The organism is Metabacillus sp. cB07 (assembly GCF_016839225.1).
Taxonomy (GTDB): domain Bacteria; phylum Bacillota; class Bacilli; order Bacillales; family Bacillaceae; genus Bacillus_P; species Bacillus_P indicus.
In genome coordinates this window covers 2,638,434-2,650,574 of record NZ_CP069296.1, presented here as the reverse complement: position 1 = coordinate 2,650,574, position 12,141 = coordinate 2,638,434, and the positions used below count along the sequence as shown (strand labels likewise).

At 46.9% G+C, this 12,141-nt stretch carries 14 protein-coding genes; 9 read left to right on the top strand and 5 right to left on the bottom strand.

Translation table 11 applies throughout. The annotated features are described in order from the left end of the window. Positions 1 to 195: 195 nt before the first annotated feature. The 3 genes from JOJ89_RS13505 to JOJ89_RS13495 are packed head-to-tail and all read left to right on the top strand — an operon-like array spanning position 196 to position 3,048. Positions 196 to 1,848 (top strand): M20/M25/M40 family metallo-hydrolase, encoded by a 1,653-nt coding sequence (locus tag JOJ89_RS13505; protein WP_203287818.1) that lies wholly within the window; start codon positions 196 to 198, stop codon positions 1,846 to 1,848. Continuing rightward, entirely contained in the window at positions 1,829 to 2,593 is a 765-nt protein-coding gene (locus JOJ89_RS13500; RefSeq protein ID WP_203287816.1) for an alpha/beta hydrolase, read from the top strand. The genes JOJ89_RS13505 and JOJ89_RS13500 overlap by 20 nt, the downstream gene beginning before the upstream one ends. Positions 2,594 to 2,610: 17 nt before the next feature. Further along, entirely contained in the window at positions 2,611 to 3,048 is a 438-nt protein-coding gene (locus JOJ89_RS13495; RefSeq protein WP_029280014.1) for an NUDIX domain-containing protein, read from the top strand. A gap of 24 nt (positions 3,049 to 3,072) precedes the next feature. Here the strand turns inward: JOJ89_RS13495 and JOJ89_RS13490 are convergent, their stop codons facing one another. From JOJ89_RS13490 to proC, 4 genes are all read right to left on the bottom strand, one after another. Further along, the gene (locus JOJ89_RS13490) at positions 3,073 to 3,768 is read right to left on the bottom strand and encodes a cobalamin B12-binding domain-containing protein (protein WP_081870163.1); all 696 of its coding nucleotides are present in this window, start codon (positions 3,766 to 3,768) and stop codon (positions 3,073 to 3,075) included. Between the two features lie 20 nt (positions 3,769 to 3,788). Next, on the bottom strand, positions 3,789 to 4,157 hold the full coding sequence (locus tag JOJ89_RS13485; RefSeq protein WP_029280016.1) for a globin family protein: 369 nt from the start codon (positions 4,155 to 4,157) through the stop codon (positions 3,789 to 3,791). After that, positions 4,154 to 4,459 carry an antibiotic biosynthesis monooxygenase family protein gene (locus tag JOJ89_RS13480; protein ID WP_029280018.1) on the bottom strand — a complete coding sequence of 102 codons (306 nt, stop codon included), beginning with the start codon at positions 4,457 to 4,459 and terminating at the stop codon, positions 4,154 to 4,156. The genes JOJ89_RS13485 and JOJ89_RS13480 overlap by 4 nt, the downstream gene beginning before the upstream one ends. 81 nt (positions 4,460 to 4,540) lie before the next feature. After that, the gene (proC, locus tag JOJ89_RS13475; protein ID WP_203287814.1) at positions 4,541 to 5,380 is read right to left on the bottom strand and encodes a pyrroline-5-carboxylate reductase; all 840 of its coding nucleotides are present in this window, start codon (positions 5,378 to 5,380) and stop codon (positions 4,541 to 4,543) included. Between the two features lie 498 nt (positions 5,381 to 5,878). Here proC and JOJ89_RS13470 point away from each other — a divergent pair, with 498 nt between their 5' ends. The 6 genes from JOJ89_RS13470 (at position 5,879) to JOJ89_RS13445 (ending at position 11,746) form a co-directional block, all read left to right on the top strand. Then, positions 5,879 to 6,835, top strand: a complete 957-nt coding sequence (locus tag JOJ89_RS13470; RefSeq protein WP_203287813.1) for an MBL fold metallo-hydrolase — start codon at positions 5,879 to 5,881, stop codon at positions 6,833 to 6,835. 10 nt (positions 6,836 to 6,845) lie between these two features. Next, a complete protein-coding gene (locus JOJ89_RS13465; protein WP_203287811.1) occupies positions 6,846 to 7,640 on the top strand; it encodes an SDR family NAD(P)-dependent oxidoreductase in 795 nt (264 codons plus the stop codon). Between the two features lie 123 nt (positions 7,641 to 7,763). After that, positions 7,764 to 9,305 carry a spore germination protein gene (locus JOJ89_RS13460; RefSeq protein ID WP_203287809.1) on the top strand — a complete coding sequence of 514 codons (1,542 nt, stop codon included), beginning with the start codon at positions 7,764 to 7,766 and terminating at the stop codon, positions 9,303 to 9,305. After that, positions 9,302 to 10,501, top strand: coding sequence for a Ger(x)C family spore germination protein (locus JOJ89_RS13455; RefSeq protein WP_203287807.1), 1,200 nt, complete (start codon positions 9,302 to 9,304; stop codon positions 10,499 to 10,501). Before JOJ89_RS13460 ends, JOJ89_RS13455 begins: the two co-directional genes overlap by 4 nt. Beyond that, positions 10,488 to 10,655, top strand: coding sequence for a hypothetical protein (locus JOJ89_RS13450; RefSeq protein ID WP_203287805.1), 168 nt, complete (start codon positions 10,488 to 10,490; stop codon positions 10,653 to 10,655). Before JOJ89_RS13455 ends, JOJ89_RS13450 begins: the two co-directional genes overlap by 14 nt. Further along, entirely contained in the window at positions 10,652 to 11,746 is a 1,095-nt protein-coding gene (locus JOJ89_RS13445; RefSeq protein ID WP_203287803.1) for a GerAB/ArcD/ProY family transporter, read from the top strand. Before JOJ89_RS13450 ends, JOJ89_RS13445 begins: the two co-directional genes overlap by 4 nt. A gap of 18 nt (positions 11,747 to 11,764) precedes the next feature. Here the strand turns inward: JOJ89_RS13445 and JOJ89_RS13440 are convergent, their stop codons facing one another. Beyond that, positions 11,765 to 11,959, bottom strand: a complete 195-nt coding sequence (locus JOJ89_RS13440) for a YqzH family protein (RefSeq protein WP_203287801.1) — start codon at positions 11,957 to 11,959, stop codon at positions 11,765 to 11,767. Between the last annotated feature and the right edge of the window lie 182 nt (positions 11,960 to 12,141).

Genomic DNA, 12,141 nt, shown 5'->3' with positions numbered 1-12,141 from the left:
TAATCGCAAGCACCGAAAATAAAGGGTACCAAAAAGATAAAATGCATCCCTATAATCAGAAGTACCGAAAATACAGGGTAGCAAAACTGCAAATTCACTCCTCCAAATCCACTCCACATATTCAAAATGACCCTCTTTTAAAAATTGTGAAAATTCTTTAAAATAGAAGCAGCATCTATTTTAGGAGGTCTCATCATGACAGCAAAATGGCAATCGAAACAGCAGCTGACAGAGCTTTTAACAGGACTAGTGAATCTTGCGAGCATCACGGGATCAAAGGATGAGATTGCCCTTGCCCAGCATCTTTATTATGTGCTGAATGATTTTCCTTATTTCAAAGAACATCCGGATCATGTGAAACTGCATCCCCTTGAAGACGGCCGCTATTTTTTGACGGCTTTTGTTAAAAGCAAAAAAGAAACGGAAGATACGGTTATCCTGATGAGCCATTTCGATGTGGTGGATGTGAAGGATTACGGTCATCTTGAGCATCTTGCTTTCCGGCCGCACGAGCTGACAAAGGAACTTGCGAACTCGGCGAATCTTCTTCCGCAGCCGGTGAAAGAGGATCTTGAAACAGGCGACTGGCTGTTTGGCCGCGGAACGATGGATATGAAGGCGGGACTGACGGTTCAGCTCGGCATGCTTGAGCAGGCGATGAACGGTGAGTTTGACGGAAATTTGCTCCTGCTGACGGTTCCTGATGAAGAAGTAAATTCAGCAGGGATGCTCGGGGCTGTGCCTGTTCTTCAAAAGCTGAAACAAAAATACGGTCTTTCCTACACGGCATGCGTCAATTCAGAGCCGATGTTTTCGAGGTATCCGAATGATGAGAATTTCTATGTGTACAGCGGGTCGATTGGAAAAGTGCTGGCCGGGTTTTACTGCAGCGGGGTGGAAACGCATGTAGGCGAGCCTTTTTCTGGACTGAACGCGAATTTAATCATTTCCGAGCTGAACAGGCTGCTTGAGCTGAATGAAAAATATTCAGAGATAGCAGGCGGAGAAGTGACGCCGCCGCCGATGAACCTTATGCAGAAAGATTTGAAAGAGGAGTATTCGGTGCAGATTCCGCATGAGGCCGTTTCGCTGTTCAACATTTTGACGATGAAGCGCAGCATGCTTGAGCTGCACGGGATGCTGATGAATACAGCTTCAGCGGCTGCACGCCGGGTGGAGAAGTTTTACGACGAGAAGGCAAAGCATTACAGCCGGTCTGTCGGTTACACCCCTGCATCCTATCGGGTCACGGTCATGTCCTATGACGAACTGCTTGCCTACGCCGTTCAAAAAGTCGGCGAAGAGGAAGTCAACAGGCATATAGGTTACTTGAAAGCCAACCGCGGTGATCTTGATGACCGCCATTTTACAAACAAAATCGTTTCAGGTCTGTCGGGGTTGTGCAAGGAGCTTGCTCCCTTAATCGTCGTGTTTTACAGTCCGCCGTTTTATCCGTCTGTATCGTCAAAAGAGGACGCGTTTATCCAGGATGTACTGTCTGATGTGCAGAGCTATGCCGGCAGCAAATTCGGAATCTCTCTTGTGAATCAGGAGTACTTTGCGGGCCTTTCGGATTTGAGCTTTCTTCAGTTGCGTGACAGTGAGGAGTCAATCCGCGAGCTGACGGCCAACATGCCAATCTACGGGGATCACTATAAGCTGCCGCTTGATGAAATAAAAGAGCTGAATATTCCTGTTTTAAACGTCGGCCCTTACGGAAAAGACCCGCATAAGTGGACAGAGCGTCTTCATCTGCCGTACTCCTTTGAAACGTGTCCGGAGCTCTTGAACTATACTTTGAAACAAATCTTTAAAAAAGCAGACAGTGATGAACTGCGTCAGGATTGAGCTGAAAAATTCAAGAGGACTGGCTCTGATCGGTCATTTATATGAAGCCGATTCCCGCAGACTTGTCATCATGTGCCACGGGTTTACGTCTGACAAGTCATCGCGTGGCCGGTTCGACCGGTTTGCCGCTGTCTTCCAGTCGCTCGGATGGAACGTGCTTGCCTTTGATTTCAGCGGCTGCGGCGAGAGTGATGACGATACGCTGACGATGGCAAAAGAAAAGGATGATCTTCAGTCGGTCATTGAATACGCGAAACAATGCGGCTTTCAATCGATTGTCCTTTACGGTCACAGCCTCGGAAGCAGAATCTGCCTGATGTGTTATACAAAAGAAGTGAGCACGATGATTTTGACAGGTGCGTCAACAGGTCCGCATACGTACAACTGGAATGATCACTTCACAGCTGAGCAAATGAGAGAGCTGCAAGAAACAGGAGTGATCACAGAGCATCTTTCCTCAGGTCCCCGGAAACAAATCATCATCGATCAGCAGATGCTGCATGATTTTGAACAGGGGAACCAGATGGAGCTGCTGTCGGCCGTTGCCTGTCCAGTTCTGATCATACACGGGAATGCGGACGAAGAAGAAAGAATGCTTTTAGAGACGTCCAAAAGGGGAATGAAGTTGCTGCCCCAAGGTTCAAAACTTGAGGTGATTGATGGAGCTTCACACAGTTTTATGGAGCATCTTGATGAAGTGGAAAAGCTTGCAGTTGAGTGGCTTTGTAAGCATTTAGACGAATGAAGGGACGGGGAAACAGCATGTTCATCGTAAACGCAGAAGGGGCTGTTTTTAAAGAAGACAAATGGCTCATCATTGAACGCAGCATGAGGGAAGAGCACGCCGCAGGGCTGCTTTCCCTGCCCGGCGGAAAAACCGAAAAAGAAGGCGCTGTAATGGATATTCTGGAAAATACGGTCAAGCGGGAAGTGGAAGAGGAGACAGATGTTGTGGTTAAGGATGAAGTCCGTTATGTTCACAGTGCATCGTTTGAGTCAGATGACGGCTTTCATGTCGTGAACATCGTGTTTTTATGTGAATATAAAAGCGGGACGGCTCATCCGAAAAGCGAAGAGGAAGTTTCGGAGGCTGTTTGGATGACAGCGGAGGAAATTTTTGCTCATCCCAATGCACCTGTCTGGCTAAAAACCAGTATCCGTCTTGCAGAGCGCAAAAAAGCGGCGGACGTCATCCTTTAACAGGATGTCGTCCGGCCGCTTTTTTTAAGATCGGGTCAGACTTTTATCTGCACGTACCGGAGCAGCTGAAACGCTGCTGCTGATTTTGATTTGATTGTGTCTCTTCAGCCAGTTGTCCACCGATTTCAGGTCGTACATGATTTCTGTGTTTCCAGAGCTGTATGGACTGATATCATACTGGCTGACAATTCGTCCGCCGAGCAGGATGACCGGGTGATTTGGAAGAGAAGAGAGAGCATCAATGTACTTTTTGACTTTCGGAAGATGGTACACGATAGATACTGAAAGACAAATCACTTCGGGTTTCCAGAGCTCGGCTTTTTTTATGGCGTATTCAAGCGGAAGATTTGGCCCAAGGTAATGAGTTTCCCACCCCTGCTGATCAAACAGGCTGTTGACCATCTTCAGCCCGAGATAGTGCTGCTCGCCTTCTACACAAAGCAGCATAGCTTTTTTTCTGTTTTCTGACTCCGGATGCTGTTCCAGCGGATAGAGGGTCGAAAGGATAAAATCGCACACAACGCTTGCAAGGTGTTCATCTGCAACCGTAATCTCATTATTTTCCCATAAGTCCCCGACATGCTGCATGGCGGGGGTAAACAACTCTTCAAACAGTTGGATCCGTGACAGGTGACTGTGGTCCTTAACCAGCTGAACAGCGGCTGTTTCATTGCCGTCTAACAGCAGGTTTGCAAACTCAAAAGCTGCTGAACTCTTCATACAGAGCACCTCATTTCTCTTTATTTCTCTTTCTCTTTCATTAGTGCATCTGTGCCGGCTTTAAGGTAAGCCAGGTAGGCAGACACTCTCTCCTGATCCTGAATCTCCATTTCAATGAGCACTTCTTCCAGGTAATCAAAGTTATCAATCAAATGCTGCGTTTTCATGCCGTGTTTGACAAGAATGCCGTTCAGCCAGATGGCGTAGTCTGTAAATACCTGTGCATTCTGCAGATCAAAAGCGGTTTGAAGGTGCTTAAGATGATGATGGTTGTCTTCTCTGCATTTTTCTTTGCCTTTTTCTCCGAATCTCTCAAGAAGGAAAGGCTCATTTTGATAGATTTTCTCGGTTGCTTCATAGACAATCTGATCCGCAGGGAAAAAGCTCATCGGGCGACCACCTTGTATTGCTTGACCTTGGGAATGACGGCAGCAAGCTCCTGATCAGGATACTTCTTTTCAAGGTCATGGATTTTCTTGAATTCCTCGCTTTTGACCCAGTTCATGTAGTCTTCTTTTCTTTCAAAAAGCAGCTGGACCGTCAATTCTCCCGCTCGCTTATCGTTTTGCAGAAGCAGAAAATCAACGAATCCTTTTGCTTCATCTACCATTCTTGAACGGTTCTGATATATGGAAATGACTTCTTCGGCCTTTTCATCCGGCACATCGAAGGTCGAAAAAACTGTATACATGCTACCACCTGTCTGTAAATGTGACATTTCGTTTTCTTTTTATTTCAACAAGGCTGCTTTTTTTCCTGCACCTTTATCTTATCAAGTATGCTCTTTTTGAGCGTTTTTTGCAAACAATTCACCCATTTCGGCAGAGCGTTCGGTCGCCGTTTTCACACATTCTCTTAATGCTTTTTTAACGGCATAGTGCTCAAGCCTTGCAATGCCGGCCTCTGTTGTGCCCCCCGGACTTGTTACTTCTTTTCTGAGAACTTCCGGCTGTTTTCCTGAGTGCAGGAGCATTTCGGCCGCTCCGAGGAAAGTTTGGGCGATGAGTGCTTTTGCTGTGTGTGCTTCAATGCCATTATCGGCCGCCGCTGCTTCCAGTGCCTCTGCTAAGTAATAGATGTAGGCAGGTCCGCTTCCTGAAAGGCCTGTTACGGCATCAAGCTGATCTTCTGAAACGTGCACGACCGTACCGATTGCACGGAACAGTTCTGATGCTGCGTCCATTTCCGCCTGGCTGACTTCTGATGTGCAGGCAAGGGCGGTCGCCGATTTCCGGATGGCTGCAGATGTATTTGGCATGGCTCTGATGACGGACAATTTTTTTCCGAACAGATCCTGGATCGTTTCAGTGGAAATTCCCGCAAGGACAGAAATAATTAATTGGCTGTCCTTCACATGCTCCCGTATGCTTTCAATTCCTGATCTGACATCCTTCGGCTTCATGGCAAGAATGATGATACCGGCATGTTTGACAGCTTCGCGCTTGTCTCTGGTGACTGAGACCCCGTAGGACTCTTTTAAAAATGAAAGGCGTTCATCATTTGAATGGTTCGTGACAATTAGTTGGCCAGGAAGGCAGACACCGTCGCTGATTAACCCGTTGATGATGGCTTCGGCTATAGCTCCTGCACCTGTAAATGCGATGTTTTTCATCTTTTTCCTCCTGAAATTTTTTTCAAAATAAAAACCGCCTCATCCAGTAAAAAAAGGACGAAACGGTTTCCGCGGTACCACCTTCATTGAGCGACGTGAATCACTCCAGCTTATGCTCCCGTATCGAGGGGCAGCGTCAGGTTTGCCTGAAAGCTCACAGGGCAGGTTCAAGCGGCAAGAGGATGATGAAACCTTTCAGCCGGCGGGTTTCACTCTCTGTTCATCATTGCGGATTTACTATTCCTGTTCACAGCTCATTACGTTATTTATTTTGCAGCATTCGCGCGTTAAAGCATATTAGTTGTTCATCATTATGCGAGGTTGGACAGGCGTTTGTCAAGGAGTATTTTTTCAATAATAACCGGTGAATTATTTGAAAATAATGACACGTTTGCAGGGAACGTGTAAAATAGGCTTAATAATAGGTGAATAAGCATTCATTTTACATGTATTGAATATAGTAGTCATATATAAAAATAACAAAATGAGGACGATGGTATGAAATTAAAATCAGATTACATAATCCCTATCACCCTCCCGACGCCTTTTCCGGTGGGGGATGTGAACGTTTATCTTGTAAAAGGAGACCGCCTGACGCTGATTGATGCCGGTCCGAAAACACCGGAGGCATTTGCCGCTCTTACAGCCCAGATGAAGGATGCCGGATACCGTCCGGAAGACATTGAGCAGGTAATTCTGACCCACCACCATCCGGATCATGTCGGGCTGCTCGATTATCTGCCCGAGTCGGCTGAAGTGATTGGTCACCGCTACAATGCTCCGTGGATCAGCCAGGATCAGGTATTTATGGAAGAGCAAAAGACCTTTTTTCTGAAGCTGTTTGCCGAGTTGGGCGTAGAAGAGAAGCAGCTTCCGTACCTCGCAAGATTTGTATCAAATCTAAAATATTCATGCAAACGGGAGCTCTCATCAGATCTCAGAGAAGGGGACCCTGTGCCGGGAATGAACGGGTGGCACGTCATTGAGACACCTGGGCATGCTCAGACGCATATCGCGCTGTACAGGGCTGAGTATGGCATGATGTTTGGGGGAGACCATATCCTGAAGCATATATCTGCAAATCCATTATTGGAACCGTCTATGGAAGGCGGGGTGCGGCCGAAACCGCAGCTGCAGTTTAATGAATCCTTTGAGGCTCTTTTGAAAATACCGCTCTCAAGTGTGCATTCCGGGCATGGTGAAACTGTCGCAAATCCGCACGAACTGATACAATATCGGTTGAAAAGACAAAAAGAACGCGCCTATGAAGTGCTGTCGTTTTTAAAAGAAAAACCGATGACAGCGTTTGAAGTATCCGAAAGGCTGTTCCCGCGTCTTTATCAGAAGCAGATGATGCTCACGATGTCAGAAACGGTGGGACAGCTGGATTATCTGGAAGCGATGGGGGAAATTAAGGGTCAAATGGAAGGGGTACACATCCTTTACTCTTGCTGAGGTGAACGAATTGAATCAAAAACTGAAAGACCGCTATGTCGTCATTACAGGCGCTTCAGGCGGAATTGGCGAAAAAATGGCCGCACTCGCAGCTGCAAGCGGCGCACACCCGATCCTGATTGCCAGACGGGCTGACCTGCTTGCCGCAGCAGCAAAACGAATCTCTGATCAATATGGCGTTACCTGCACGTATTATCCGCTCGACGTAAGCGACCTGGATGCTGTCGCGCAGACGTTCGCCCGGATTTTGGACAGTGTCCCTCAAATTGATGTGCTCGTCAACAACGCCGGCTTCGGCATCTTTAACACAGTGGAAGAGGCTACACTGGATGAAATGACCTCCATGTTTGAGGTGAACGTATTCGGACTGATTGCCTGCACCAAAATGGTCCTGCCGGGGATGAGAGCACGGAACGACGGCCACATCATCAACATCGCCTCGCAGGCCGGAAAGCTCGCAACACCAAAATCAAGCCTTTACTCAGCCACAAAGCATGCGGTTCTCGGCTTCACGAACAGCCTTCGGATGGAGCTTGTCGACACCGGCATTCACGTAACATCCGTCAATCCGGGACCAATCCAGACGAATTTTTTCAACATCGCCGATCAAAGCGGAACGTACGTAAAAAATGTTCAGCGCTTTATGCTTGATCCCGATAAAGTATCTGAAAAAATCGTCAGCGCCATGATGACCGAAAAGCGCGAAATCAACCTGCCCGGCTGGATGAATGCCGGCAGCAGCTTTTATCAGCTCATGCCGCGCGTGTTTGAAAAACTCGCGGGAAAAGCACTTTCAAGAAAATGAAAACCAAAAAAACAGCCCTGCTCAAGAGAGCAGGGCTGTTTTTTTGAGGGGAAAGCTCATACTTTACCAGTGTTTGCCTCATACTACATGTAATAATCTTCCATAAGGAGGTGGAGGCCTGACATGAGTGAACAAACCAATGAATCAAAAAAGCTTCAGCAAATTCAGAAGGAACAGGGCGAGCTCGAGCAATTTGCAGGTGAGGAAATCATGGAAAATGCCTGTGAAAACATGGAGCGCTTATCTGCCATATTCGGGAAAAGCGCTGATTTGAAAACATTGGTTTATGAACAGGAGGTCTTCACATTCGGCATCGCCTATCTCGATGGAATCATTAATAAACATCAGCTTGAGGAAACGGTCATTGAACCGCTCATTGTCCATCAGCAATCATTGAAAGCCGGGGGTGCAGACAGAGAGACCCTGATTGAGAATCTTATTTCTCCTGCTGCGGTGCTTTCAGCAGCCTTTCATTACAAGCAGCTGCTCGAATCACTGTTAAACGGCAGCGTTCTTCTATTTATTGACGGGCTGAAGGTAGCATATACCATTCCTTTGGAATACTGGCCTTACAGGTCGATTGAAGAGCCTCAGACGCAGACGATGGTAAAAGGGCCGAGAGAGGGCTTTATTGAATCCCTTCAAATCAACATGACACTCCTGAGAAGAAGAATTTCCACGCCGTCCCTGCATTTTCTTCCGCGCACAATCGGGAATGTGACAAGAACGAAACTTCTTGTCTGTTATATGGAAAAGCTTGTAGACCGTGATGTTCTCAATAAACTGCTTGTGAAAATAGACAAAGTTAAAACCGACAAAGTCTTTGATACGGGCATGCTTGAGGAGTTGTTGGAGGAGAGGCGGTTTACCCCGTTTCCGGCCTTTCAGTCGACGGAAAGGCCGGATGTTGCAGCAGCAGCCATTGCCGAGGGCAAGGTGATCATAATGATGGAGGGAACACCTTTTGCCATTATCGCACCGGCCACCTTCTGGTCTTTTTTTCAGGCTGCAGAGGACTATTATAATCACTTTGACCTGGCGACCTTTATCCGCTTCATCCGGCTGATTTCATACATCATAGCCCTTGCACTGCCGGCGTCTTATATTGCGGTAACCACCTTTCACCAGGAACTGATTCCCCCGAATCTGCTGGTCAGTCTCGCCGCCCAGAGAGAGGGAGTTCCTTTTCCCGCCTTTCTTGAAGCCCTGCTCATGGAGCTGATTTTTGAGATTTTAAGAGAAGCTGGAATTCGGATGCCAAGGCCGATCGGTTCTGCCGTGTCCATTGTCGGCGCAATTGTCATTGGAGAATCCGCCGTCTCTGCAGGGCTTGTTTCGCCTGCAATTGTTATTGTCGTCTCGCTGACTGCGATTGCGAGTTTTGTCTCTCCTTACTATTCTTTCAGCGGAACAGGAAGGCTGCTACGGTTTTTTCTGATGCTTCTTGCCTCAACACTTGGAATTTACGGGATGATTATGTTTATGATTGCCCTTGCTATTCATCTGAGTTCGCTGCAGACGTTCGGTGTACCGTACTTTGAACCTTTCGCTCCTTTTAAAGCTGAGAAACAAAAAGACAGCTTTCTGCGATTCCCTCTCTGGTGGACGCAGACAGCGTTCTATTCTAAGTACAAAAGGAAACTTGAAAGCGGGAAGGCAAAATGAAAGCAATTTATGTATTCTCCGTCCTGATGCTAATGATTGCCGGCTGCGGCCGGACAGAGCTGAATGATCTGATCGTTGTATCCGGAATCGGAATTGATAGGAGCGGGGAGGGAATGCTGATGCACTTTCAGGTCATCAATCCAAGCGGCACGGCTGCCTCGCAGAGCGGCGCGCCAAGCGGCGGATCGGGAGGCCCAGTTTATACCTATTCTTTTGAGGGGGAAAATGCGAGCGAGATCCTTCAAAAGGCTAAAAACACCATTTCGCGGAAACTCTATTTCTCTCATGTATCAACCATCGTCGTGAGTGAGCGTTTTGCAGCGGAAGAGGGTCTTCTGCCGGTACTTGAATTTACAGAACGATTTTATCAGATGAGAAGGAACGTCAATTTTCTAATTGCCAAAGATTCTGATTCCTCCTCCATTCTGAAGATGTATACGCCCATCCAGAAGATGCCGGCATTATCGCTTGAATCGCGGATTCCAAACACAAAAAGCTCAATGGGTTTCAGAGCAGGCATCACATTAAAATACATTTTAAAATGGTTTGCCAATCCTCATCAGGAGCCCTTCATTTTCGGAGTGGAAAAACAGCAAAATCAAAAGGCAGCCAGCAAGACGGAAGATTTGTCCAGTATCGATGGAAATCCGAACAGCTTTACAATTACCGGCCTTGCATTATTTAAAAAAGACAAGCTGGTTGACTGGCTTACATATGATGAATCACGTTCGCTCGGACTAATGAAGGGACTTGTTTCAGGGCCATCTGTCTACACAATTGATTGTCCGAATGCGAAATCCGGTTCCATCATTCTTGTTGCGCAGCATATGAAAGGCTCCCTATCATATGTAAAAGCAGATGTCCCGTCTTTTCAGACCCGCATCCGCATCAAGGGCTTCGTCCAGGAAGCATCCTGCAGCAAGTCCCTCGACAATTCGGGGCAGATTAAACAAATTGAGAAACTGGCAGAAAAGAAAATCAGCGGGGAACTTCAGGCTGTATTTGAAAAGGTAAAAGACAACAGCACCGACTCGTTCGGCCTGAGACGGATTATTTTTGAAGCCGACCCTTCGCTGTTTAAGAAGTGGGAGCCAAGATGGGAAGAACTGTACCAGGAGGCCAGGCTGAGTACAGATGTTACATTTACGATTGAAAATACCGGGTTAAGGATGAAGAGCATGTATGAAGACAACTAATCGCCGTTTTGTACTTGTCCTTTCGATTTTTTGGCTTTTTACTCTGGCTTATACAGCGGATTATATCATGAAGCTTGGCCTGTTTCAGTTTGCCGACTGGACCCGGACCGTCTTCAGCCCGGTTATCCGGTTCATCCTTGGAGGTATGCAATGAATCACAAACTTACTGAGGCGCAGCTCTTTCTGCTTAATATCAGCTTTGTGACAGGCAGTTCAATCCTCATGGCACCGGGGCTGACGGCAGCCTATGCCAGAAATGACGCCTGGCTTTCCATGCTTTTCGCTTTGGGTGCAGGGCTGCTGCTGAACGTCATTTTTCTGATCTGTCTGAAGCAGTTTCATTACGCCTCCATATTTTCTGTCATGGAGCAGGCAGCAGGCCGTTATGCGGGGACGGCGATAAACATCGTCATCATTTTTTATTCCCTTCACTTAGCAGCTTATGTCGTCAGGAACCTGAGCAACTTCATGACTACCTCTATCAGCCCCGAGGCAAGCAGTTTCACATTTCAGGCTGCCATTATTTTGATTTCACTCTATTCCGTCTATTACGGACCCAATAATCTGGCGAGGGTGAATCAGTTTTACACGCCGATTGTCATGGTGCTCCTCTTTGTTTCCTTTATTCTGGTCATCAATCAGTTTGATTTCTCTAATCTTAAACCTGTTCTTTACCGCGGAATAAAACCTGTTTGGAGCGGAGCCTATACGACAATCGGCTTTCCCTTTCTTGAAATGCTGCTCCTATTTTCTCTTACCGGCTATATGAGCAAGAAAAAAAACATTCCCGCGGCCTATCTTTTTTCCCTGTTTACAGGAGGGATCATTCTTGTGCTCATCGTTCTGTTCAGCATTGGCATTCAAGGCTATGATCTCGTTCAGAGACAAACCTATTCAACCTTTGAACTGATGCGGGATATTGACATCATCGATTTGCTTGAACGGGTGGAAGTGCTGATCGGGATCGCCTGGATCTTTGGGATTTTTGTAAAAATCACCATTTGCTTTCTATGCGCCATGCTAGGCTTTCAGTCCATCTCCAGGCACTCGACATACCGCCCTTTTTTATTGCCGGCCGGAGTTTTCGTTTTTGTGCTCTCAAATGGCATCCATGAGAATATTATCAGCTTTTCGGATTTCGTCTCAACCTATTGGACGATTTGGTGGTTCGCCCTTTATCTCCTGATAACCCTCACGATGATTGTCGGAATTCTTTTTAAGCGCCATACAAAAACGCTGAATTAAATGGACCCGGCGCGCCATTTAATTCAGCTCCTGATTTGTGACATAGCCGTACACGGCATCTTCCACAGCTTCAAACCATTCGGATCCTTCCGTTTCCCTCTGTTCCCTCACTTTTGCAACAAGCGCAGCAGCTTCCTCCTCACTGAGCCGGCCATCCATCTCATACTGCTCAAAAGATTGCTGAATCATCTTCCAAATCCATTTCTCGTTCATAGTTCACCTCGTTTGTATCCTGATTATATGAGGGTTTACGGAGAATGCCAAGCTGAGATTTTTTGTCCCGTTTACAGGGGTTGGGGGAAGTTTCAGGTTTTTTAGTTCCTTCAATTTTTGGATTTGGGCTTTTTAGTGCCCTCAATATTGGGTTTTTAAGTTTTGAGGGTACGGTACGGATG

Bases quoted from the DNA above. Each gene is read 5' to 3' on its own strand.
- JOJ89_RS13505 (WP_203287818.1), top strand. From the start codon at position 196: ATGACAGCAAAATGGCAATCGAAACAGCAGCTGACAGAGCTTTTAACA.
- JOJ89_RS13500 (WP_203287816.1), top strand. From the start codon at position 1,829: ATGAACTGCGTCAGGATTGAGCTGAAAAATTCAAGAGGACTGGCTCTG.
- JOJ89_RS13495 (WP_029280014.1), top strand. From the start codon at position 2,611: ATGTTCATCGTAAACGCAGAAGGGGCTGTTTTTAAAGAAGACAAATGG.
- JOJ89_RS13490 (WP_081870163.1), bottom strand. From the start codon at position 3,768: ATGAAGAGTTCAGCAGCTTTTGAGTTTGCAAACCTGCTGTTAGACGGC.
- JOJ89_RS13485 (WP_029280016.1), bottom strand. From the start codon at position 4,157: ATGAGCTTTTTCCCTGCGGATCAGATTGTCTATGAAGCAACCGAGAAA.
- JOJ89_RS13480 (WP_029280018.1), bottom strand. From the start codon at position 4,459: ATGTATACAGTTTTTTCGACCTTCGATGTGCCGGATGAAAAGGCCGAA.
- proC (WP_203287814.1), bottom strand. From the start codon at position 5,380: ATGAAAAACATCGCATTTACAGGTGCAGGAGCTATAGCCGAAGCCATC.
- JOJ89_RS13470 (WP_203287813.1), top strand. From the start codon at position 5,879: ATGAAATTAAAATCAGATTACATAATCCCTATCACCCTCCCGACGCCT.
- JOJ89_RS13460 (WP_203287809.1), top strand. From the start codon at position 7,764: ATGAGTGAACAAACCAATGAATCAAAAAAGCTTCAGCAAATTCAGAAG.
- JOJ89_RS13455 (WP_203287807.1), top strand. From the start codon at position 9,302: ATGAAAGCAATTTATGTATTCTCCGTCCTGATGCTAATGATTGCCGGC.
- JOJ89_RS13450 (WP_203287805.1), top strand. From the start codon at position 10,488: ATGAAGACAACTAATCGCCGTTTTGTACTTGTCCTTTCGATTTTTTGG.
- JOJ89_RS13445 (WP_203287803.1), top strand. From the start codon at position 10,652: ATGAATCACAAACTTACTGAGGCGCAGCTCTTTCTGCTTAATATCAGC.
- JOJ89_RS13440 (WP_203287801.1), bottom strand. From the start codon at position 11,959: ATGAACGAGAAATGGATTTGGAAGATGATTCAGCAATCTTTTGAGCAG.